Source organism: Myxococcus faecalis, from assembly GCF_050039385.1.
Taxonomy (GTDB): domain Bacteria; phylum Myxococcota; class Myxococcia; order Myxococcales; family Myxococcaceae; genus Myxococcus; species Myxococcus fulvus.
Window position 1 is genome coordinate 4735844 of the sequence record NZ_CP144336.1, and the last position, 20806, is coordinate 4756649.

Consider the following 20806-nt stretch of genomic DNA (forward strand, 5'->3'; position numbering starts at 1 on the left):
CAGAGCGTGGCCAGGCCCGATGGCTATGGCGTTGTCGGTTCCGGGTAGTGGAAGACCCGACCGTCGTCTCCCACGATCCAGATGTCTCCCGACGCAGTGAGGGCGATGTCACGCAGAGGGACATTGGCCCGGTTCGCAGGCAACAGGGTCATCGGACTGGCCCAGCCATACGGTGTCAGCCGACGCAGTTTGCCCGCCGCTCCCTTGTCCACGATGTAGCACTGGTCGTTCAGCGGGTTCGCCGGATTCTGCGCGTCGTACCTCATCACCACGCTGCTGAAATCCACATTCGTTCCCGAAGCTTCCGCCTGAGTCCAGATCGTCGCCCCATTCCAGCGCCACGCCAATCCTCCATCCCCCACCGCACATGCTTTGTTGGCTCGACCCATCCACACCGCATTCGCGAAACCAGAGGCATTGTCCGGCAAAGTCGTATGCAATGAGGAGGGCACCTCATTGGTATAGGACACGAACTCCTGACCAGCATCGCTACCAGTACTTCTACCAGCCACCAGCAAGGCGCTCGCAGTCAGTCCGTGAATACCATAGTAATTAATAGTGTTATCATGCAGCGTCGTAAACGCTGGCGTCCCTCCCACCACCCACCTGATCAAACGACCGTCTGTGTCGGTGATATACAAAGTGGTAGTTGCCGGAGGAGTCTCGAACCCCACGATTCCTGTCAAATTCGCCGTACTGATGCTTCCTGGCGTGCCGACACAAGTACTTCCATCATGGATGGCCACAATCCCTCCCTCTCCCGCCAGGAATACGTGGCCATAGGAGGCGACCCAAGATGCCGTCCAGTTGCGGTCGGTACAACCGTCCCCGGGCTTGGCCGGCGGGCTTCCATCTGGCGTCGCGCCTGTCCCGTCCCCATGACTGAAGCTCTCGAACTTCGATGTGGCCGTTTTACGCACCGCCAGCTTTCCACCTCGACCTGCAATCCACACCGGATAGCCATTCGGCCCTGTCGACACGGTCCTCCAGTCGTGAGAGTCCCCTCCCGTGTGATAGTCAACCACATCCTTCAGTGTGCCATTGCACGACAAGCCTTCATCCACGGCTTCGTCAGCATCACAATCATTGTCGATGGCATCGCACACCTCCGGAAGCAGTGAACTCCTAGCGGGATCCTTATCGTCGCAATCTCCATGGGCGGTCTCCACATATCCCGGCGACGGAGTCTCGCCCTCACAGATCTCGTCCAACGCGCCAACTGCGCGGTCACCATCACCATCTCCATCTCTATCCCGATAGAACATCCTGGGCGGCTTTGCGGTGCACTCCACGTCCGAGAAGTCCGACTTGCAGACCCACATCCCAGTACAGCTCAGATTGTTACATGGCGTGTTCTTTGTCGTGAACCGCTCATCAGCAACCCCATTGCAGTTATTGTCGGCATTATCACAGCGTTCCAGTTTACCCGGCGTATTGTTCGGATCATCATCATCGCAGTCAAAGTCCACATCCTGAGGCTTACGGATATAGCCATCTGGCTGCTCGCATTGAATCTTGCGCGAAGCCAGCTCAACCGCACCATCCCCGTCCCTGTCCTGGTACCAATTTTTATCAATGCCTTCATCCACAACATTATTACAATTATTGTCAACATCGTCGCAGAGTTCAGGTTTATTGGGCGCCCTGACGGGGTCGTCGTCGTCACAATCACCGCCGACAGTCACATATCCAGTTGCCGGCATGCAGCGCTCGAACCGCGCCCCGCCAACCCCATCCCCATCCCCATCTCGGAAGATGGTCATCACAGGAAAACCTTCGTCCACGCCATTGACACAATTGTTGTCAATCTGGTCGCAGACCTCTTCGTTGCCTGGATACATCGCGGCGCCGCGCTGCGCTTTGTCATCATTGCAGTCCGTACCACCAGGTGCTCCTGGTGTACCGACATCCGCTTTTGCTACGAACCCGTCCTCGTCATCGTCTGGAGTTACCAGCGTCACCTCGTACGGACTGTCTTTAGCAACGCCCTCTTCCCCGAGGTCGACTTCTTCAATGGTGCGCGTGTTGACCACCGCCCCAGAGCAATCTTTCTCGTGCGCCGTGACGGTGACCTTCACCTTCGCTGGCCACTCATCCTTTCGAATGAGTCCCACCCGGAGTTTCCCCTCCAGTTTCCCCTCTCCCGTCAATTCGGAGATCGTCTTAGACTCCCTCCCGTCCCCCGAGTCTCCGACATCATTCACCTTGATGACGAAGCACCCCTTCTTGAAACTCGGGGTGTAGTTGACGACAAGAGAGGTCCCTGCTCGCTCCTTCTCTTTGGAGCACGCGAGGAGCAGCAACGGGAACAGGAATAGGGCTATGCGACGCATGGGGCCGCACTCTACCGCACCCCTCCGCCCCCTGGCGCTGTCCTCGTACTCCATGCCCCCTTGCCGTCAGCCTCCCGGCAAAAGTCCCACCCTGCCGTCCTGGCTCCCCCACCACCCACCCGCTCCCCAGCATTCCAAGGTTCCGAGCGCCACATCCGCGCACCCAGGGACACCAGGGGCCCCTCGGCCCCCAGCATCCCCAAGGCTCTCGCCTACTTACACGTGAAGGACCACCGACACGTGCCCGACAGGCACTCGCGGCCGGACCCGCAGGCCGCCCCTCGGCCCTTCTTGTTCTGGCACTTGCCCGAGTTCAACCCCCAGCCACAGTACTGGGTCGCACCACAGTGCGAGTCGCTGTCGCACAGGCAACTGCCCGTCGGATTCAGGTAACAGTCCGCGCTGCAACGGTCCGTCCTGCACTCCCTATCCGACTTGCACGTCTCCCCGTACCCCTTCGAGTCCGGCGTGAAACACCACCCCACCGCGTTCGCACACCCACCACACGCCCCCGACTGGCACTGCCCATCCCGACTGCACGACACCCAGTCCGCCTTCTTCGGCACACAGTCGTTGTCCGCCGGATTCCCCGGCGTGTCCTTCTGGCAGTACCCCACCCCGCCACAGTCCTCGTCCCCGTTGCACACACACCGGCCCTTGATGAGGCTGCACACCACCGACGAACACTGCTCCGTCAGGCACTCGTCGTCGAACCGGCACTGCTCGTTCATGTCCTTGCTGTCCGGCGCGTAGTGCTTCCCACACACCGTCGGATACGCCGCCTCCCGGTCCTCCGGCTTCACCCACGCCGCCACCCCCGACGTGTCGATGTCGTTCGCCGGGTCCGCCATCCCCACCCGCGGCAATGACGCCCGCTCCCACATCCGGATGAACGTCTCCGACGAGCCCGTCAGCCCCGCCGTGTTCACCCCCAGGTTCCTCAGGTCCTTCACCATGTCCGGCAACAACCCCACGTGCGCCAGCCCCGCCTCGTCGAACGCCGTCCCCAGCCGCCCAGGCCCCTGCAGTTCCTGCTGACGCGCCTGCGCGTCCGCCTCCGCCTCGAACCCCGCCGAGCACGCCCCGTTCTCTCCAAACCGCGGCCGCGTCTGCTGGATGAACCCGTTGAAGTCCGCGCCGAACGCCATCGGAACCTTCAACCCCTGGCGGCCGAACTCGTACGCCTGCGCGAACGAGCGCGTCGACCCCTGGCAGTTGTTCTCCACGCCGGACTTCGTATACGTCCGCGTCTCGTCATGCGCCGTGCGCAGACCGAACATGCCGCCCGTGCGCCGCAACATCTGCACCACCCACGCCGGCGTCGTCTTCTCGTTCTCCGCCAGCTTCCCGTTCATCACCTCGCGGAAGTGTCCGTGGCTCACGTACAGCGGGTAGTACTTGTTCGTCTCCGCCACCGAGTACGCATCCTGGATGCCCTTCTCCGACAGGTGCGCCAGGTCGATGAGCATCCCCTTGTCCATCATCGCCTGCACCAGCGCCCGCCCCTCCCCCGTCAGGCCCTTCGTGTTCTTGCAGTTCCCATCCACGTCGAACCCCAACGTCTTCCCGCCCACCGTCAGCCCACAGTCCGAGTCGATGTGACAGTTCTCCAAAAACTGCGCCGCCTGGAAGATGGCGTTGTGCGGCGCCGCACCACCGAACCGGTTGTCCAGTTGGTGCACCGGCTGCAACGTGCGCACCCCCAACCCGTGGAAGCGCTCCAGCTCCGCCCGCCAGTCCTTCGCGCCGAACAGCTTGCTCGTCTCGATGGACAGCACCATCGCGAGCTTCCCCTCGCCGATGATGCGCCGAGCGTCCGCCGGCGTCAGCGCCAGGTCCACCCAGTCCCGCGTCGCCGCGAAGTCGCGCGCCTTCTGCAGCTGCACCTCCACGTCCGTCATCTCGTCGCACGCCCGCGTGCGGTTCTGCGGCGGCAGCGCGTCACACAGGAAGCCGTTGCTCACCGCCGACACCACCACCAGCGACATGCCGCCCTGGTGCGCCTGGCGCAGCCACCCCTCCCACGACTGCTGGTGCGCAATCGTGTCCCAGCGCGGCCACTCGCTGTTCGGGTTGCGCCGCCCGTCGTGCAGGCCCGTGTCGCCCTGCGTGCCCTCAATCTTGCCCAGGAACTCCGAGCCCACCGCGCCCGCCACGCCGAACAGCTGCGACAACACCGGCACCCCGCGCAGGTCGATGTTGCTCGAGTTCGGACACAGGTTCAGCAGGTGGCTCAAGTCCATCCGCACCCGCGCGTGGTCGCTCTCCGGCCACCCTCCGTCACACCGCGTGAGCGCGTCCGTCACCGTGCCGTGGAACCAACCGCCACCAAACGCCTCCTCGGCGAACATGTGGTGGTGCAGCTCCGCGAAGCCCGGCACGCCTGCCAGCCTCGCCGTCTTCTCTGTTTCAACCTCGGCGAGCGCCTGGGGGCTCTCGCCCTCCTCGACGGGCACGCAGGACAACGCGGATGCCATGACCAAGGTGGTACACCATCGCAGCAGACGCGGACGGGACATGGGGGACTCCCTTCAGGTGGAAACCCCCACTTAGCGACACCTCCCACCCTGACTTCAAGCCAGTCGGCGCCATGCCGTGACTGACGCAACGCTGATGCACCGCGTCGCGACTCAGGGGCCCGCGGGCTCCGCCACCACGGTGGGCGCATACACGGGCGGCACGTACGCCGGTGGGACGTACGCGGTGGCGCGCTGGCGCAGCGCGGGGGAGGCGACGGCGAAGCCCTCGGGCAGCATTCGGAGGATTCGCTCCCGGCGGTGACGGGAGCCGTCCAGCCGACGCTCCAGCTCCGCGCGCTCCTCCTTCGTCTCCTGGTCCTGCGGTGCGGGCCGCGCGGCCAGCGTCGCCAGGCGCTCGGTCACCGCCTCCAGCTCCCGGTCGATGAGCACCGGCTGGATGTTGCGCGTCTCCTTGCGCTTGCGGCCCACGGCGTTGTTCTCAATCCACACCGGCAGCACGGCGACGTCGCCCAGCACCACCGGCGCCTTGGGGCTCGGACGCGTCAGGGAGACTCGCAGCAGCATGGAGTCTCGCTTGTCGCCCGCCATGCCCTTCTTCGGCTTGGGCGCGTGGAGATAGAAGCGGTCCTGGTTCGCCACCAGGTTGCCGAGCGAGAACGCGATGAGCCCTCGCCGTCCGTCCGCGGTGGTGTAGCCCTCCAGCGGCTGGAGCACATGGGGATGATGCCCCACGACGGCCAGCGCCCCCGCGTCCAGCAGCGCCTGCCCCAGCTTGCGGTCGTCCGGGTGCGGGCTGTCCGCGTACTCGACGCCCCAATGCACCAGGACGATGAGCGCGTCACAGCGCGCCGAGAGCTCGCGCACCTTCTGCGTCACCTCGTCCGTCGTCAGGCCCCGGTGGAAGCGGTGCTGCGGGTAGGGCACGAAGGCCACGTGCGGCGCCTCGGCCTCCTTCGGGTTGCTGAAGCCGTTGAGCCAGCGCGTGAAGGACAGGAAGCCCACCTTCATGCCTCGCACGTCCATGAAGACGGGCTCCCACGCGGCGTCCCTCGTCGCGCCCGTCCCCGTGTGACGCAGGCCCACCGCATCCAGGTGCCGCAGCGTCTCCACCAGGCCCGTGGGGAGCTGGTCCCTGGCGTGGTTGTTCCCCGTGGACACCACCTTCACGCCCGCGCGCGCCATGGCGCGGGCCATGGAGGACGGCGCGTTGAAGAGCAGCTCGCGCGTCACCGCCTTCTTGTTGTCCGTGACGGGCGTCTCCAGGTTCAAGACGCCGATGTCCGCGGTGCGCAGCACGTCCGCGATGGGGCCGAAGACGTGGTCCCAGCCGTCGTTGTTCAGCGACGGCGCGGGCCCACCCTCGGGAGGCTCGGCGCCGTTGCGCGCGTGCAGCCGCGCCACCGTCTTCACCTCCCCATGCGGAATCACATCCCCGCCGAACACGAGCTCGACGTGGGTGGGCGCGGTGGCGAACAGCAAGGGGACCAACAACAAGACAGGCGCAGGCACGCCCGACAGCTTAGTCCAGGCCCACCACCCGCACCGAATCCCCCTCACCCGCCGGCTCGACGCGGTGTTTCATCCGGTGTCTCTCTTGGGTGATGAGAGGAAGTCCGTTCCGACTCGGCGAGTGTCGCCCGCGCCTCGTCAGAGCAGCTTGGTGACGGTCAACGTCACCACGCCCGCGACATCCGTGACGCCCTCGGGGGTCCAGCACGCCGTCAGGTCCGTCTGAAGCAGCGTCAGCGTGCGCACCACCGTCGCATCCAGGAAGCGCCCTTCCTTCACCTTGCCTGTGAGCACGATGACCATCTCTCCCGCAGGCCGGGCGTTGATGAGTGACGTGCCTTCGACCTTGCTCCACGTTCCATCATTCCAGTCGATGCGCATCGAGAAGGTCGACGACCCCAGCGAGCAGCTCAGCACCCCCGAGCCCACCACCTGGATGCTCGCGGAGATGACGCCCAGCGGGAGTCCCACGCACGGGCCCAGCGTGGATTGCCCCGTGAAGGCCACTGTCCGGGGCGTCTGCGTGACGCCCGGCTCGTAGTGCGTCGCCTCCGTGCCCGGACACGTGAGCTGCACGAGCTGCGCTCGCGCGGACGTCGAGAGGAGGACCACCGACAACAAACACATCCACAGGCCACGATTCGCACACATGTGCATCGACTCCCGTCAGGCCCGTCCGGAGAGAACGGGCCTGACGGTCCTAGGCGCGTCTCGCACCGCAATCCCATCAATCCGGCAGCGCGGCCTCATCTCGCCGTGCTGCGGACCGTCCACGGGTCTCACGCTGAACATCCCCCCTGGAGGAAGGTGCGACTCATCAGAAGTCCTCGCCTCGCAAGAGACAGAGTTCGTCCGTCCCAGCGTTTCGGCTTTGTGCCGCTCAGCGGGCAGGCGCGCTGGCGAAGCCAATCTATTGACCACAAACCCGGATTATACTCAATAGATTGATGAAAACCCGCGCCGAAAGCTCCTAGACTGGTTCCACCCGAACTGAAATCAGCGGCCCAAAATCATGCCTCGCCAGAATCTGACCCAGGAGACGATGCCTTTCGCCGTGGCCCGTTCGGTGATCGCCCTGGGAGCGAACATCAGGCGCGCCCGGCTTCGTCGAGGCATGAAGCAAGCAGACCTCGCGAAGAAGACGGGGCTCGCACTCGGCACTCTCAAGCGCCTCGAAGAGGGCAGCCCCACCACCGCTATCAGCGCCTACTTCGTGGTGTTGTGGGCCCTGGGGCTCGAGCGTGAGTTCGTGAATCTCGCATCCCCTGACCGGGACGAGGAAGGCAAGACACTCGAAGCCGCTCACCAGCCCACGCGGGCTCGTGCATCCAGCCGGCTGGACGACGATTTCTGAATCCCTTCCCGCCCCATCTGTCCCGTGACGAAGCGAGCCGACTCATCACCCAGATGAAGACCACCGTGTCCACGCGGTGGCGCGCCGTGGTGACGGAGTGTGGAGGCACGGAGGCCGACCTGAACGCCATCTCCCGCGCCTTCGACTACGAGGGCTTCGAGTACACCCCCTGAGCCCCTCCAGCGCGCAGGCACCGTGCCCACGCGCCGGAAGTAGTGTCACCCGCTCAGTGCGAGCCCGCGACCACGATGGACCCGACGTAGGCGTGGTGCTTCGGGTGGCACTCGTCGCCGACGTCCTGGCGCTTCAGCGCCCCCGTGAAGACCTGGTCCGCCTGCCCGGCCCGCTTCACCGTCACCGAGTAGTGCACCGGCGTCGCCTCACTCGCCGCCGGGTGGAAGTTCGCCGCCTTCAGGCACACGTCGTACGTCCCCGCCGGCGGCATCGTCCCCTCGTACCAGGCCACGTTCTCCGGCCCCATCCCGCTCGCCACGTCCCCCTCGAACCGCCCCTGGTCCGTGCTCGGCCCAGGCCCCGGGTTCCCATACGAGACAATCTTCCCCGTCGGCGTCCTCACCACCAGGTCCGCGTCGCCGTCCCGCCCCCACGTCGCCGTGAACCGCAGCGGCTCCCCTCCACCGCCACCCCCCACGCACACCCCCGACGAGCACGTCTTCCCCGCCCCACAGACGTTGCCGCAGCAGCCGCAGTTGTTCGGGTCCGAGGACAAGTCCGTGCACACCTGGCCGCACTGGACCCTCGGCGACGGACAGCTCGGCGGATTGCACTGGAAGCCCCCCGGCGTGTTCACACACTGCTCACCCGGCCCACAGTTGTCCGTCCCCAGCGCGCACTCGTCGATGTCCACACACGTGAAGCCATTGCCCGTGTAGCCCGGCCGGCACGTACACGTGTAGCTGCCCGGCGTGTTCGTGCAGTACGCGTTCGGCGAGCACTGCGCCGTGCCGTTGGTGCACTCGTTCACGTCGTGACACACGCTCGGCTGGCCCTGACACGTGTAGCCCGGCTCCACCTGGCACGTGGCGCCACAGCCATCGCCCGCCACCCGGCCTCCGTCATCACACTGCTCGCCCGTCCCCACCATCCCGTCCCCACACATCCCGCCCGTCGCGCCCCCCGTCGCCTCCACCGCGTCCACCTGGTACAGCGACAGCAACGCGCCACGCAGCGTCACGTAACGGTAGGCAGCAGGCTGGAGGTACGGCACCAGCGCGGAGTGCGTCCCCACGCCCACGTCGAGCAGCTGCGCCTGCCCCGTGGCGATGACGCTCATGTCCGCGCGCCGGAACTCCACCTGCACCACCACCCCCAGCGACAACCCCCGGTAGTAGATGCGCAAGGGCCCCGTGCCCTCCTCACCCTGCCCCATGTCCAGCGTCAGCGCGCCGCCCAACAGGCTCAGGAAGTTCGCCGTCTGCCCATCCGGCGCCCCCACCGCGTTCTGCGGATTGGCCACCAGCGTGACGCCACTCTGGACCACCGCGTTCGCGTAGTTCGGGGCCAGGGCCTGCTCCCGTGTCACCACATCCTCCGTCGGGAACGTGTCCTCCTCGAGCGCGACGCCACAACCACCCACGACGAATGCGAACACCGCGCTCAACCAGCGCGACGCCGAGACACCACGATTGACCTTCATGTTCTGCTCCATTCCGCTCGTCTGGCTGGACGGAAAAGCCCGCGTGCAGGGAGATGACGGTGGGGACTTCCGTCTCACTCCAAGAAACGCACGACGGCTTTTTCTTGCGGCGATTTTCCGCGAGCAGCCCCCCGCGCCGTGCGCGAGCGGACATGCCAGTCGCCACACCTCGCCCTGGCGAAAGACAGTCGACACACCCCTCGCCCCCACGTCACGTTCCGAGACACGAACACCCGCCATGTCTCTCTTTTCAAGAACACGGCAGACACATGTTTCTCGAAACACGATGATGGGGTTCGCGCCAGACCCACGGGTCCACCCGGAGACCCCACCCAGGTGGACCTCTCCCCTCAATCAAAGACAGACACGAAACCGGCTCAGCGCGCGACGCGGCGCCGGCGGAGCACCGCGCCCAGGAGGGCCAGCACGCCTCCGAGCAGCAGCCCTCCGCCCGTGGACGTGGAGGAACAGCCGCCCGACGGCGTGTCCCGCGACACACAGGCCACGTTCGCGGAGACCACGACGTCGTGCTCCTGGCCGTCCACGGAGACGACGTAGTGCTCCTCCTCGAAGCGCTCCTCGACCTGCCCCTTCTGGAGCGGGTCCGCGCGCTGGTCGTTGGCGAAGTAGAAGGAGGCCTCCTCGTTCGGCAGGAGCTCCTCGTCGCACACCGTCGCGCCCTCGCAGCCCGCCAGCGGCCAGCCCACCAGCGTCACGGGCTCGTCACACGCGTTGCGGACCCGGCTGGTGCCGCACGTGACGTAGGTGGAGATGATGAGGCACGGCTTCTCCGACACCACGCTCTGTCGCTCGGTGACGCAGTCACACGGCTCGCTCTCGGCCCGGGCCGGCCCCGCCGAACCCACCACCACCGCCGTCGCCAACACCCACCCCAGCCGCATGGACAGGCCCCGGGGAATGAACGTCGTTCGCATCCTCGATACCTCCGCCTCGAATGTCGGCCCCTGCGCGGGCACGCATCCTGGCCCCTGACAGGGAGCGGAGCCAGACATCGTTGCCCAGGGCAACCTTCTCCACCCAGACACCGTGTCCCCTGACTCGGCGAGGGACCGCCCGGTGGTCCTCGGGCGAGCCCAGGCACCTCACGTCACGGCGAGGCAGACCAGGTGAAGGTCCCGGATGCGGGCCTCGCTGTCCTCGGTGCACTCGGACGAGGCCGGCGGGGGCGCCCAGGGCGGCGTCCGGGTTGCGCACGGCGACGGTGGTCCCATCCTCCACCTCGTTCGCGGAGGGGTGCGCCGACAACGCCTGCGCGCCCTGCTCGAGCGAAGCCCGGGCTGGGACATGGCCAACACTCACCATGCCCGGCCCGGCGCCCCCGCGGGGCGACAGCCTCAGGGGATGCCGAAGGACGCCACCGCGGGGTCGCCCCAGTCGCAGCCCCAGGTGGAGGGCAGCTGCGTGAGCGCGCCGGTGTAGACGACCTCCGGCCTGCCCGCGCGTCGGACGCGGACGGTGTAGCCCACGGGATTCGAGGGGCTCGGCTGGGGAGAGAAGCCCACCGCCATCAAACAGACGCGGTAGCCGCCCACGGGCGGAATCCGGCCATTCGCCCAGAAGACGCTCTCCGGGCCGGTGCCCGTCACCTCGTCCCGGTCCAGCTCGCCGTACTCGGTCTGCGCGTCCGGTCCGCGGTTGTTGTAGTGGATGAGCTTGTCGCCCGGCGTGCGGACATACAGGTCCGCGTCTCCGGGCCGGCTCCAGGTCGCTGAAATCTGCAGCAGCGACGTGCCCACGCACGCGCCCGCCTGACAGGCCGCGCCCCCACCACAGGCATTCCCGCAGCCGCCGCAGTGCTCGCTCGAGCTGCTCGGGTCCACGCAGGCCGAGCCACACGGGAGGTTCGGCGGCAGGCACGCGGGCGTCTGGCACTGGAAGCCGCCCGGCGTGTTGACGCAGACCTGCTCCGGCGCGCAGGTGTCCGTGCCCAGGGCGCACTCGTCCACGTCCGCGCAGACGCTCGGCTCGCCCGAGCAGGTATAGCCGGCCTCCGGCCAGCAGACGCTGCTGCAGCCATCTCCGGAGCTCTGGTTGCCGTCGTCACAGCGCTCCTCGGAGCCGTCGATGACGCCGTCGCCACACACCGGGTTGCGCAGGCCCCGCACCGCGTCCACCAGGATGGGCGCCTCGGCCGCCCCGCGCAGCAGCACATAGCGATAGGGGATGGTCTGCCCGTTCCACACGGTCCACTCGAAGGTGCCCTCACCCCGCGGCACCACGTACAGCGTGCTCCCGTACAGGTAGCTGCCGTCCACCGCCAGGAACAGCACCGTCGACTGCGACGACACCTCGCGAGGGCCCCGGTAGTAGACGGTCAGCATCCCCGTCGCCTCCTGCCCCTCGCCCAGGTCCAGCATCAGCCCCGCCGTGGTGTCCATGGGCAGCGTCGCGGCGATGCCGTCCGGCGGGCCCACCGCCGCGCCCGGGTTCAGCACCGACGACGACGTGCCCGAGACGGCCACCGCGTCCGCGTGGTTCGGCTCCGGCGGGGCCAGGGCCGCCCGCGAGACCTCCTCCCGCGGCGCTTCGTCCACCGGCTGCTCGACGTCACAGGCGCCCACCAGACATGCCAGCGCCACCCAGCCCCAGCCGCATCGTCCGCGCATCATCGTGTCCCTCGTCCCCCCGAGGCGGGCTGGAGCCCGGGATGGGCTCACGGCCCCCAGGAGGGATGCGAGGCTATTCGGGACGTCGAGGGCGCGACAATCCCAGACACGGACGCCCCTGAGTTCAAGAAGAACCCGGGGTCATCCATGACAGGCATTGGCGCACGTCACGTCTTGGTGCCGAAGAGCCGGTCGCCCGCGTCGCCCAGGCCCGGGAGGATGTAGCCGTGCTCGTTGAGCTTCTCGTCCACCGCGGCGGTGTAGACGTGCACGTCCGGGTGGTGCTCGCGCAGGTTGGCCAGGCCCTCCGGACAGGCCAACAGGCACACGAAGCGCAGGGAGCCGGGCTTGCTGCGCTTGACGCGCTGGAGCGCCGCCACCGCGGAGTTGCCCGTGGCGAGCATCGGGTCACACACCACCACGTCGCGGTCCGCCAGCTGCCCGGGCACGCGGTAGTAGTACTCCACCGGCGTCAGCGTCTCCGGGTCGCGGTACAGGCCGATGTGGCCCACGCGCGCGGAGGGCACCAGTTGGAGCATGCCGTCGAGGATGCCCTGGCCCGCGCGCATGATGGCGACGAGCACCAGCTTCTTGCCCTCCAGCATCGGCGCGCGCATGGGCGCCATGGGCGTCTGGATGTCCTCGTCGCGGACCTTCAGGTCGCGCAGCGCCTCGTACGCCAGGAGCAGCGAAATCTCCTGGAGCAGCGAGCGGAAGGTCGCGGTGCTCGTCTCCGTGCGCCGCATCATCGTCAGCTTGTGCTTCACCAGTGGATGGTCCACCACGGTGCAGTTGGGGAACTCCATTGCGTCCCTCCCTCGTCGAATCTGCGGGTTGTCAGAACACCGTTCCGTCGCTGTCCACGCGGATGGGCGGCACACCGCCGGGGCGCGCCTCGGCGGCCACCTTGCGCCCCGCCGTCCACGTGCCTCCCTGCAGCACCTTGCCCAGGGGCAGCTCCTCCGCGCTCATCCCCAGCCGGCCGCGCACCAGCGCCGCCACCCGGTCCAACAGCGCCACCGTCAGCGCGCGCCACTCGACGATGGGCTCCTCGCTCGGGTGCAGGGCCTCGCGGGTCAGCCGCGCGTCCCGGGGCACCAGCACGCCCAGGTCCACGAAGAGGCCGCCGTTGCGGTACTCGGGCAGGCCGGTGAGCCCGTCCAGCTCCAACACGCGGAGCCCCGCCTCCTCCAGCGGCTCCACCAGCGAGTACGTCAGCCACTGGGACAGCTTGTGGAAGGGCACCAGCGCGTCCACGCCCTCCACCGGGCCCAGCGCCGAGTGCGGCCACACGTCGCCCAGGTTGACCGCGTCCACCATCACCCGCCCCGGCCAGATGGGGCCCAGCTGCTCCAGCACGTGCCCCAACAGCTCCGAGGCGCGCACGCTGCGCCCCTGCGCCACCACCAGGTCGAACAGCGTCCCGGGCCTGGGCAGCACGCGCCCCAGGCCGTGCATCAGGTGCAGCCGGCCCTCGAGCCCGTCCAGCGGGTTCGCCCCGGTGACCTGGAGCCCTTGCGCGAGCGCGTCGAGCGACAGCCGGCTCAGCGCCTCCGAGTCCGCCCGCAGCGGCCGGTCCGGGTCCGAGGAGAAGACGCCGTCCATGAACATGCGGAAGCTGGCCACCGCCAGGCCTTCCGAGCGCGCCCACGTGCCGCCGCCCTGCTCGCGGTAGCGCCACTTCGGGCCGCTGCCCGCGTCCAGCAGCACGCTCACCACGGCCAGGTCCAGCTTCGCCCGCGCGCGCTCCTCGGGGGACACGCCCTTCAGCCGCGCCTCCAGCTCCTCCACGCGCTTGACGCCGCCCGCGTCGAAGTGACGCCAGCGGCTGTGCAGCGGGATGTCCAGCGTGGGGTACGCCTCGCGCGTGACGGCCAGCACCGTGTCCACCACGGCCGGCAGTCGCGAGGGCTCCACGCGGAAGTGCGTGAGCTTCCCGGCGAGCCCCAGGTCCAGCAGCTGATGGCAGCGCTCGCGGATGGCCGCGGGGGTGCGCAGCCACGCGACGGCCGGGGACACGTCCGTCCTCGCCAGGGGCCGCTCAGACATCGAGGCCCCGTCCCTTCACCTGCGCAAGTCCCGCCGCGTCCGCCACGGGGCCCTTGGTGAAGTAGCCCGCCGCCTTCTTCGCCTCCATCTCCACCTTCGCGTCGGCGGGGATGAGCTCCTCGGGGATGGGCACGCGCTCGAGGATTTCGATGCCCGAGCGGACGATGGCGTCGTGCTTCATGTCGCTCATCGACACGAAGCGGTGGATGCGGGTGATGCCCAGCCAGTGGAGCACGTCCGGCATCAGCTCCTGGAAGCGCATGTCCTGCACGCCCGCCACGCACTCGGTGCGGTGGAAGTACGTGGCCGCGGAGTCGCCACCCTCCTGGCGCTTGCGCGCGTTGTAGACCAGGAACTTGGTCACCTCGCCCAGCGCGCGGCCCTCCTTGCGCAGGTAGACGATGATGCCCGCGCCGCCCGCCTGCGACGTGCGCACGCACTCCTCGATGCCGTGCGCCAGGTACGGCCGGCAGGTGCAGATGTCGCTGCCGAACACGTCCGAGCCGTTGCACTCGTCATGCACGCGCACCGCCAGCGGGATGTCCTTGTTCGCCACCGAGCGGATGTCACCGAAGGCATACAGCGTGAGCCCGCCGATGGGCGGCAGGAAGACGTGCAGGTCCGGGCGGGTAATCAGCTCCGGGAACATGCCGCCCGTCTGCTCGAAGAGGCCGCGGCGCAGCGCGCTCTCCGTCAGGCCGAAGCGCCGCGCGATTCCCGGCAGGTGCCACACCGGGTCCACCGCGGCCTTCACCACCTTGATGTCGCCGTTGGCGGTGAGCAGGTCCCCGTCCGGGACCAGCCGGCCCGCCTCCACCGCGTCGCGCAGCTCCGGCAGGTTGATGTGCGCGCGGGTGACGGCGATGGTGGGACGGAAGTCGACGCCCTGCTCGTAGAAGGGGCGGAAGGCCTGCGGCGCCACCGCGCCCCACGGGTCCAGGGAGACGATGCGGTCGGGGTTGCTCCAGGACGGATGCGGCCCAATCTCCGCGGCGGGCGAGGTGTCCTTCAGGTCCGCGCGGTGGTCCTGCGGCAGCATGCCCGCGGCCACGGCGAGCGCGCGGTAGACGGCGTAGGAGCCCGCGTGCGTGCCGATGACGTTGCGGTGGCCGGGCTCGGTGAGCGTGGCCACCACGGGCCCCCGGCGCAGCGGATCCACCTCGCCCCAGCGGATGGGCACGCTGGGCGTGTCGCCATCCGGATGGGAGGTGAGACGGATGGAGTTGACGGGCTTCTTGTCTGCCATGGGAGCGCCCTCCTTGCGGGCGCGACTGGAGCTCGTGCGGGAGGAACGCTCAGCTCATCCACGAGCCGTCGGTGCGAGCCGACCACTTGCGGGTGACCTTCTTGAGCTGCGTCCAGAAGTCGAGGCTGGAGACGCCGGTGATGTCGCCGTGGCCGAAGCGCGACTCGCCGGTGCCGCCGAAGGAGAACGGCTCGCGCGGGACGGGCACGCCCACGTTGACGCCCACCATGCCCGCGCGCACGCCCTCCACCGCCGCCTGCGCCACCGCGCCGCTGGTGGTGAAGATGGACGCGGCGTTGCCGTAGGTGGACGCGTTCTCCACCGCGAGCGCCGCCGACAGCGTGGGCACGCGGATGATGGACAGCACGGGGCCGAACAGCTCGCGCCTGGCGGCCTCCATGTCCGGGCGCACGTCGTCCAGGATGGACGGGCCCAGCCAGTTGCCGCCGGCCCACTGCTCGCCCGCCGGACGCTTGCCGCGCCCGTCCAGCGTGAGGCGCGCGCCCTCGGACGCCGCGCGGGCGATGGCCGTCTCCAGCCGCTCCACCGCGCCCTTGTCGATGATGGCGCCCATGCCGGGGCCCACCTCGAGCCGGGCCGCGCGCCGGGCGATGTCCTGGAGCAAGGGCTCGATGTCGCCCACCGCCAGGAGCACGCTGCCCGCCATGCAGCGCTGGCCCGCGCAGCCGGTGAACGAGTCCACCACGGCCTGCGCGGTGAGGTCCGGGTCCGCGTCCGGCGCGACGATGAGGTGGTTCTTCGCGCCGCCCAGCGCGAGCACGCGCTTGCCGCGCTCACCGCCGCGCGCGTAGAGCTGCCGCGCCACGGCCGACGAGCCCACGAAGGCCAGCGCCTTGACGTCCGGGTGCTCCACCAGCGCGTCCACCGTCTCGCGCCCGCCGTGCACGACGGAGAAGACGCCGGGGGGATAGCCCGCCTCGCGCATCAGTTCGCCCAGCGCGCACGCGGTGAGGGGCACCTTCTCCGACGGCTTGAGGATGAAGGCGTTGCCCAGCGTCACCGCGATGGGGAACAGCCACATGGGCACCATCGCCGGGAAGTTGAACGGGGTGATGCCCGCGACGATGCCCAAGGGCTCGCGGCGCAGCTCACACGTGACGCCCCGGCTCACCTCCAGGTGCGCGCCGCTGTCCAGGTTCTGCAGGGACAGCGCGAACTCGCACACCTCCAGGCCCTTGAGCACGCCGGCGCGCGCCTCCGCCACCGTCTTGCCCGCCTCGCTCGCGGCGAGGTTCGACAGCCGGTCCAGCTCCCGCTCCAGCAGGCTCCGGAAGCGGAACAGGGGCTGGGTGCGCTCGCGCGGAGACAGGCTCCTCCACAGCGCGGCGGCGGGACGCGCGGCCTCCACCGCCTGCGCGACACCGTCCGCGGGCGTGAGGGGAACCCGGCCGATGACGGTGCCGGTGTAGGGGCTGCGGACATCCAGCAGCGTCGCGCCCGGCGGCAGCAGCCACTCACCTCCCACCAGGTTTCGACACGGAACGACGCTCTCGGGAAGCTCGACGAACGACAAGCGCACACCCCAGACATGGCAACGAGGACGTGCGCTTCATCGTAGCCGCGAACACAGACATCACCGCAACCCACCCCCGGGGCCGCCCGCCAGAATGCCGGGCGACTGTCCTGCACCCCAGCACTCCACCTGTCGGGAAGAGGACCGCCTCCCGCAAAGGCATCCCATGGGGTCTTCAATGCATGGCGTCATGGGCCGCGCCGCGTCATTCATTGACGGGTGCGGGCGGACTCAGGCGACAGTGTTGTCTTTCAAGCGCTCGCGCCGGGACCCAACCACGCACGCAGGCGGGTGAGGACGGCGGAGTCCTCCGCGTCATGGGGGAGGCCCAGGTGGCGCGCCTCGGCATACAGCGCGAGCGCGTACTCGAAGCGCTCGGTGGCCCTCTGGGAGTCGCCCTGCTCCAGGTGCAGCTCGCCGTCCTCGGCCACCAGTCGCGCGAGCACCTTCACGCGCAGCGGGTCGCCCAGCAGGCGCGCGGTGGACGCGGCGTCCACCATCAGCAGGGCCGCGTACTCCATCCCCAACGTGTCGAGCGCCGTCGAGCGGATGAGCGCCGCCGCGTCGGCGAAGCGCTTCTCGTGGCGGGCCTTGAGCAGTCGCGCCAGCGCGGCGGCGAACTGCTCGATGAGACGCTCGACGTAGTCCTTGCGGATGGACATGGCCCACCCAGGCTCGCGCCTTCCCTCGCGTGGGCACAAGGACCTGGGCGCCGTCGACGTGGGGTCTTGGAGGGACCTTCGCGCAGGTGCGACCTTCCCACATCGCGGCCTGTGCTCCGACCTCACCCGAGGGCACGAGGTCCCGGCGGACACCTCGCGCCCGGTCGGCGCGTCTGTCCTGGAGCAGCCAGGCGACTGACGCGAGGCGGCGAGAACCTGGGAGTCCCAAGGAGCTTGGGTACACTCGGGGGAAGGGTGCGCCAGGAATGACCAAGAACGACACAGGCGACAGGGGCGAGGGCTCCGCCGGCACGGGCGGCGAGGACGAGGGGACGATGTCGCTCGTCCCGGCCCCCGCGGACGAGGGGACGATGTCCCTGGGCACGGGCGACAAGCTCGAAGGGACGATGTCCCTGGGCACGGGCGGCGAGCCCGAGGGGACGATGTCCCTGGGCACGGGCGACAAGCTCGAGGGGACAGCGTCCCTGGGCGCGGGCGTCCCGGGCGCGGGCGTCCCGGGCGCGGGCTCCCACGGGACGGGGGCCCGAGGTGCGGGCTCGCGCTCCTATGGCACTGGAGATCGGGATGTGGGCTCGAGCTCCCACGGTGACGACTCCGCCACGGGGCCGGACGAGGCGCGCCGCCGGGCGCCGCCGTTCTCCCAGGTGGGCCGGTATGTGCTGTTGCGCCGACTGGGCCAGGGCGGCATGGGCGTGGTGTACGCGGCCTATGACCCGGACCTGGACCGGAAGGTGGCGCTCAAGCTGCTGCATCCGGACGGACGCCACGACGAGTCCGAGGAGGCGCGGGCGCGGCTCTTGCGCGAGGCGCAGGCCATGGCGCGCGTCTCCCACCCGCACGTCATCCCGGTGTTCGACGTGGGCATGTGGGGCGACCAGGTCTTCGTCGCGATGGAGCTGGTGGACGGCGGCACGCTGGCGTCGTGGCTGAAGGAGTCGCCGCGCTCGTGGCGCGAAATCCTCACGCGCTACGTGGACGCGGGCCGGGGCCTGGAGGCCGCGCACGCGGCGGGGCTGGTGCACCGCGACTTCAAGCCGGCCAACGTGCTCATCAGCCGCGCGGGCCGCGTGTACGTGATGGACTTCGGCCTGGCGCGTCCCATCGGCGAGCTGCGCGAGGAGGACCCGCTCCCCGAGGAGACCCGCGAGACGCTCGCCTCCGGTCGGCGCATGCTGGACACCACGCTCACCGGACATGGCGCGCTGGTGGGCACGCCCAACTACATGTCCCCGGAGCAGTTCCGGGGCGCGACGCTGGACGGGCGCACGGACCAGTTCAGCTTCTGCGCCGCGCTGTACGGCGCGCTCTATGGCGCGCGCCCCTTCGACCCGGGGAGCGTGCGCGCCTACGTCATCTCCAGCATGGTCGAGGCCGGCGGGCGCACCGAGTCGCTCGCCACGCCCCGGGGCGCCCTGGCGACCTCCTCCACGCGGCCGCCTCCGCTCGCGGTGCGCGAGCCGCCGCGCGACTCGAAGGTGCCCGGCTGGGTGCGCGACGCCGTGCTGCGCGGCCTGTCGCTGGAGGCCGACCAGCGCTTCCCCTCGATGTCCGCGCTGCTGGAGGCGCTGTCCCAGGAGCACCACCGGCTGCAGCGCCGTCGGTGGGCGACGGCGGCGGGCGCGCTGGGCACCACGCTCGCGCTGACGGCGGGCGCGGTGTGGCACCAGTCGCGCACGTGCGTGGACGCGGGCGCGCAGATGGACGAGGCGTGGTCGTCCTCCACGCGCGACAAGCTGGCCACCGCGTTCGAGGCCACGGGCCGCCCCTTCGCGAAGGCGATGGCCGAGCGCGTGACGCACGCCCTGGAAGACTACGCCCAGGCGTGGAAGCAGCAGCGCGTGCAGGCGTGCGAGGCCACCCAGGTGCAGGGCGTGAAGCCCGAGGAGCAGTTGGACCGGCAGCTCGTGTGCCTGGAGCGTCGGCGCAAGGACTTCCGCGCCACGGTGGAGCTGCTGTCGAGCGCGGACGCGGCGATGGTGGAGAAGTCGCTGGACGCGGCGCTCGCCCTGCCCTCGCTGTGGGAGTGCGAGGACGCGGAGGCGCTGGCCTCGGCGCAGCGACGGCCCTCGGACCCGCTGCGCCGCGCGGACATCGAGCTGTTGGAGGAGAAGCTCTCCCACGTGCGCGCGCTCATGGACGCGGGCAGACACCCCCAGGCCCTGGAGGCCATCCAACCGCTGATGGCCCCCGTCGAGGCCACCGGCTACCTGCCGCTGCGCTCCGAGGCGCGGTACCTGAACGGCTGGCTGCTCGAGCAGACGGGCGAGTCCGCCGAGGCCGCGAAGCTGCTGTCGCGCGCGGTGTTCGACGCGGAGGCCGGCCACGCGGACCGGCTGAAGGTGACGGCGCTCAACAAGCTGCTCTTCGTGGAGGATGGACTCGAGCACTTCGAGCCCGCGGCGCGCTGGGGCGAGCTGGCCGAGGCCACCCTGGAGCGCATGGGCGGAGACGCCGTGCTGCTGGGCGACGTGCGCGTCAATCAAGCCAACCTGGCCATCACGCAGGCGCAGTACGACGTGGCCAAGGCGCGCGTGGAGGAGGCCCGCGCGCTCTACGCGAGGGCGCTGCCGGAGGAGCACCCCAAGCGCGCGCGCACCACGTTCCTGCTCGCGCACGTGGTGAACTCGCTCGGTGACTCGGCGCTCGCGCTGAGGCTGATGGAGGACGCGCTCCAGAAGACCACCGCCGCCATGGGCCCGCAGCACCCCGACGTGGCCCGGCGCCACGGCCTGTTGTCCATGACGCTGCGCGAGCAGGGGCAGGACGACAAGGCCCTGCCCCACGCGCAGGCGGCGGCGGACATCCTCCAGGCCATCTACGGCGCGGACAACCTGAAGCTGGCGGAGGCGCTCGACGAGCTGGGCATGTGTCAGCTCGGCCTGCGCCGCTTCGAGGACGCGCTGAAGACGTATGAGCGCGCGCTCGCGATGAAGCAGAAGGTGCTGCCCGCGGGCGACGACAAGCTGCAGTTCTCCCTGGACGGCGTGGGCCAGGCGCTGCTCGGGCTGGGCCGCGCGGACGAGGCCGTGAAGCCGCTGCGCGAGGCCGTGGGCTTCCCGGACGCGCCCCCGGACGCGCTGGCGGAGTCCGGCTTCGCGCTGGCGAAGGCGCTGGCCCGGACGGGGCAGGTGCCCCAGGCGCGCGAGGAGGCCGCGCGGGCCAAGGGGTGGTTCACCCAGGCGGAGCTGCCCGAGCGCGCGGGGGAGGTGGACGGCTTCCTCGCCTCCCTGCCCGAGGAGAAGAAGGCCGCGCGGCCGGTGCGCGCGCTGGTGCGCCCCCGGAAGCGGTGACACGCGTGGAAGGTGGCACCCCCGCCGGGGCGTGCTAGCGTCCG

Annotated in this window: 14 protein-coding genes; 2 read left to right on the forward strand and 12 right to left on the reverse strand. The window is 69.3% G+C overall.

Annotation, left to right across the window (positions count from 1 at the left end):
* Positions 1-23 precede the first annotated feature (23 nt).
* The 4 genes from VZQ01_RS18925 to VZQ01_RS18940 form a co-directional block, all read right to left on the reverse strand.
* The gene (locus tag VZQ01_RS18925; RefSeq protein WP_426748570.1) at positions 24-2333 is read right to left on the reverse strand and encodes a putative metal-binding motif-containing protein; all 2310 of its coding nucleotides are present in this window, start codon (positions 2331-2333) and stop codon (positions 24-26) included.
* A 212-nt stretch (positions 2334-2545) separates the two neighbouring features.
* Entirely contained in the window at positions 2546-4810 is a 2265-nt protein-coding gene (locus tag VZQ01_RS18930; RefSeq protein ID WP_223749382.1) for a membrane dipeptidase, read from the reverse strand.
* A 153-nt stretch (positions 4811-4963) separates the two neighbouring features.
* Complete coding sequence (locus VZQ01_RS18935) at positions 4964-6322, reverse strand: CapA family protein (protein WP_223784281.1); 1359 nt, start codon at positions 6320-6322, stop codon at positions 4964-4966.
* A gap of 138 nt (positions 6323-6460) precedes the next feature.
* Complete coding sequence (locus tag VZQ01_RS18940; protein WP_426748571.1) at positions 6461-6940, reverse strand: hypothetical protein; 480 nt, start codon at positions 6938-6940, stop codon at positions 6461-6463.
* 424 nt (positions 6941-7364) lie between these two features.
* On the opposite strand from VZQ01_RS18940, the gene VZQ01_RS18945 reads away from it, so the two are divergent.
* The gene (locus VZQ01_RS18945) at positions 7365-7676 is read left to right on the forward strand and encodes a helix-turn-helix domain-containing protein (RefSeq protein WP_426748572.1); all 312 of its coding nucleotides are present in this window, start codon (positions 7365-7367) and stop codon (positions 7674-7676) included.
* Positions 7677-7902: 226 nt separating this feature from the next.
* Here VZQ01_RS18945 and VZQ01_RS18950 read toward each other — a convergent pair whose 3' ends face one another.
* From VZQ01_RS18950 to VZQ01_RS18985, 8 genes are all read right to left on the reverse strand, one after another.
* Complete coding sequence (locus tag VZQ01_RS18950; RefSeq protein WP_426748574.1) at positions 7903-9333, reverse strand: EGF domain-containing protein; 1431 nt, start codon at positions 9331-9333, stop codon at positions 7903-7905.
* Positions 9334-9710: 377 nt separating this feature from the next.
* On the reverse strand, positions 9711-10268 hold the full coding sequence (locus tag VZQ01_RS18955; protein WP_426748575.1) for an MXAN_0125 family MYXO-CTERM protein: 558 nt from the start codon (positions 10266-10268) through the stop codon (positions 9711-9713).
* Positions 10269-10688: 420 nt separating this feature from the next.
* Positions 10689-11963: a DUF4215 domain-containing protein gene (locus VZQ01_RS18960; RefSeq protein ID WP_223749387.1), complete on the reverse strand. Its 1275-nt coding sequence runs from the start codon at positions 11961-11963 to the stop codon at positions 10689-10691.
* Between the two features lie 164 nt (positions 11964-12127).
* The gene (gene upp, locus VZQ01_RS18965; RefSeq protein ID WP_141329226.1) at positions 12128-12766 is read right to left on the reverse strand and encodes a uracil phosphoribosyltransferase; all 639 of its coding nucleotides are present in this window, start codon (positions 12764-12766) and stop codon (positions 12128-12130) included.
* Positions 12767-12797: 31 nt separating this feature from the next.
* Entirely contained in the window at positions 12798-14009 is a 1212-nt protein-coding gene (locus VZQ01_RS18970; protein ID WP_426748576.1) for a URC4/urg3 family protein, read from the reverse strand.
* Positions 14002-15255 carry a GTP cyclohydrolase II gene (locus VZQ01_RS18975; protein WP_223749389.1) on the reverse strand — a complete coding sequence of 418 codons (1254 nt, stop codon included), beginning with the start codon at positions 15253-15255 and terminating at the stop codon, positions 14002-14004. The genes VZQ01_RS18970 and VZQ01_RS18975 overlap by 8 nt, the downstream gene beginning before the upstream one ends.
* 49 nt (positions 15256-15304) lie before the next feature.
* A complete protein-coding gene (mmsA, locus tag VZQ01_RS18980; RefSeq protein WP_426748577.1) occupies positions 15305-16789 on the reverse strand; it encodes a CoA-acylating methylmalonate-semialdehyde dehydrogenase in 1485 nt (494 codons plus the stop codon).
* A 251-nt stretch (positions 16790-17040) separates the two neighbouring features.
* Positions 17041-17451, reverse strand: coding sequence for a hypothetical protein (locus VZQ01_RS18985; RefSeq protein ID WP_408888500.1), 411 nt, complete (start codon positions 17449-17451; stop codon positions 17041-17043).
* 266 nt (positions 17452-17717) lie between these two features.
* On the opposite strand from VZQ01_RS18985, the gene VZQ01_RS18990 reads away from it, so the two are divergent.
* The gene (locus VZQ01_RS18990; protein ID WP_426748579.1) at positions 17718-20762 is read left to right on the forward strand and encodes a protein kinase domain-containing protein; all 3045 of its coding nucleotides are present in this window, start codon (positions 17718-17720) and stop codon (positions 20760-20762) included.
* The last annotated feature ends 44 nt before the right edge of the window (positions 20763-20806 follow it).

Bases quoted from the DNA above. Each gene is read 5' to 3' on its own strand.
- VZQ01_RS18925 (WP_426748570.1), bottom strand. From the start codon at position 2,333: ATGCGTCGCATAGCCCTATTCCTGTTCCCGTTGCTGCTCCTCGCGTGC.
- VZQ01_RS18930 (WP_223749382.1), bottom strand. From the start codon at position 4,810: ATGGCATCCGCGTTGTCCTGCGTGCCCGTCGAGGAGGGCGAGAGCCCC.
- VZQ01_RS18945 (WP_426748572.1), top strand. From the start codon at position 7,365: ATGCCTTTCGCCGTGGCCCGTTCGGTGATCGCCCTGGGAGCGAACATC.
- VZQ01_RS18950 (WP_426748574.1), bottom strand. From the start codon at position 9,333: ATGAAGGTCAATCGTGGTGTCTCGGCGTCGCGCTGGTTGAGCGCGGTG.
- VZQ01_RS18955 (WP_426748575.1), bottom strand. From the start codon at position 10,268: ATGCGAACGACGTTCATTCCCCGGGGCCTGTCCATGCGGCTGGGGTGG.
- VZQ01_RS18960 (WP_223749387.1), bottom strand. From the start codon at position 11,963: ATGATGCGCGGACGATGCGGCTGGGGCTGGGTGGCGCTGGCATGTCTG.
- upp (WP_141329226.1), bottom strand. From the start codon at position 12,766: ATGGAGTTCCCCAACTGCACCGTGGTGGACCATCCACTGGTGAAGCAC.
- VZQ01_RS18970 (WP_426748576.1), bottom strand. From the start codon at position 14,009: ATGTCTGAGCGGCCCCTGGCGAGGACGGACGTGTCCCCGGCCGTCGCG.
- VZQ01_RS18975 (WP_223749389.1), bottom strand. From the start codon at position 15,255: ATGGCAGACAAGAAGCCCGTCAACTCCATCCGTCTCACCTCCCATCCG.
- VZQ01_RS18985 (WP_408888500.1), bottom strand. From the start codon at position 17,451: ATGTCCATCCGCAAGGACTACGTCGAGCGTCTCATCGAGCAGTTCGCC.
- VZQ01_RS18990 (WP_426748579.1), top strand. From the start codon at position 17,718: ATGACCAAGAACGACACAGGCGACAGGGGCGAGGGCTCCGCCGGCACG.